At 59.0% G+C, this 768-nt stretch carries 1 protein-coding gene; it reads right to left on the bottom strand.

The genetic code is table 11. The annotated features are described in order from the left end of the window. A partial coding sequence (locus tag MHY23_RS11840; RefSeq protein ID WP_239307708.1) for a hypothetical protein occupies positions 1–724 on the bottom strand: 724 nt, incomplete at its 3' end. Between the last annotated feature and the right edge of the window lie 44 nt (positions 725–768).

Raw genomic sequence — 768 nt, 5'->3', positions numbered from 1 at the left:
TGCCGGCCTTGCTCGTAGAGGCGTTGTTGGGCGTCGGTGAGGACTTTTCCTCCGCGTTTGAGTCCACGCCAGGTGCTCCTGGCATGGTCGCTAAAGCTTTTCCCAACACATCAGTGGCCAGTTCAGCCCGCTCTGCCCTTTCCGTCGCCTTATCTAAGGCACGCTGCATTGCTTCTTCACGGCGTTTGGCATCGAGTTCGAGCTTGCGTTTGTCCTGCGTCAGCGCGGAGATCTCCTTGCGCAGCTGCTGAATTTCGGCGCATTCATCCATCGTCAACGTTCCAACCCTCCTTGGTCTTGTGCGTGTTGGCAGATCACCGTCAGCCACCATTGCTGTCCAGCGTCGCACGGTGTGACCAGCAAGTCCATGCGCCACCAACCAGGCTTCTTTCTGGCCATACGGCACTAACCCGTACTCGACGACAACCTCACGGATGTACTCCGCACTAGGTTTGCCCAGGTAGGCAGCATCAGCCATGTGTTTGGCGCGCTCGACGCCGTCAAGGCCGTCGTCCACGGTTTTCGATTTCTGCAGTGCGCGGGCCCAACGCTTGATATTGAGATACTGGATTCCCTGCCGGGCGCACCACGGGCCTTTCGTGCCATTGGGCAACAGGTTGTAAATCGTGATCATCTGCCGCTGCTGTGCTGGATGAAACCAACTGCCAGAACCGGTCACGCGGTACGGGGAGAACACGAACGCCACAGCGTCAAGCGATGTCAACGTCTCCTCATCGAGTACTTCCCCCGCCGCCAGCACACGCGGCG

The sequence above is a fragment of the Corynebacterium sp. ACRQP genome, from assembly GCF_022345915.1.
Lineage (GTDB): Bacteria > Actinomycetota > Actinomycetes > Mycobacteriales > Mycobacteriaceae > Corynebacterium > Corynebacterium lehmanniae.
The sequence above is the reverse complement of the archived record's forward strand: the minus strand, read 5'-3'. Positions and strand labels throughout refer to the sequence as shown.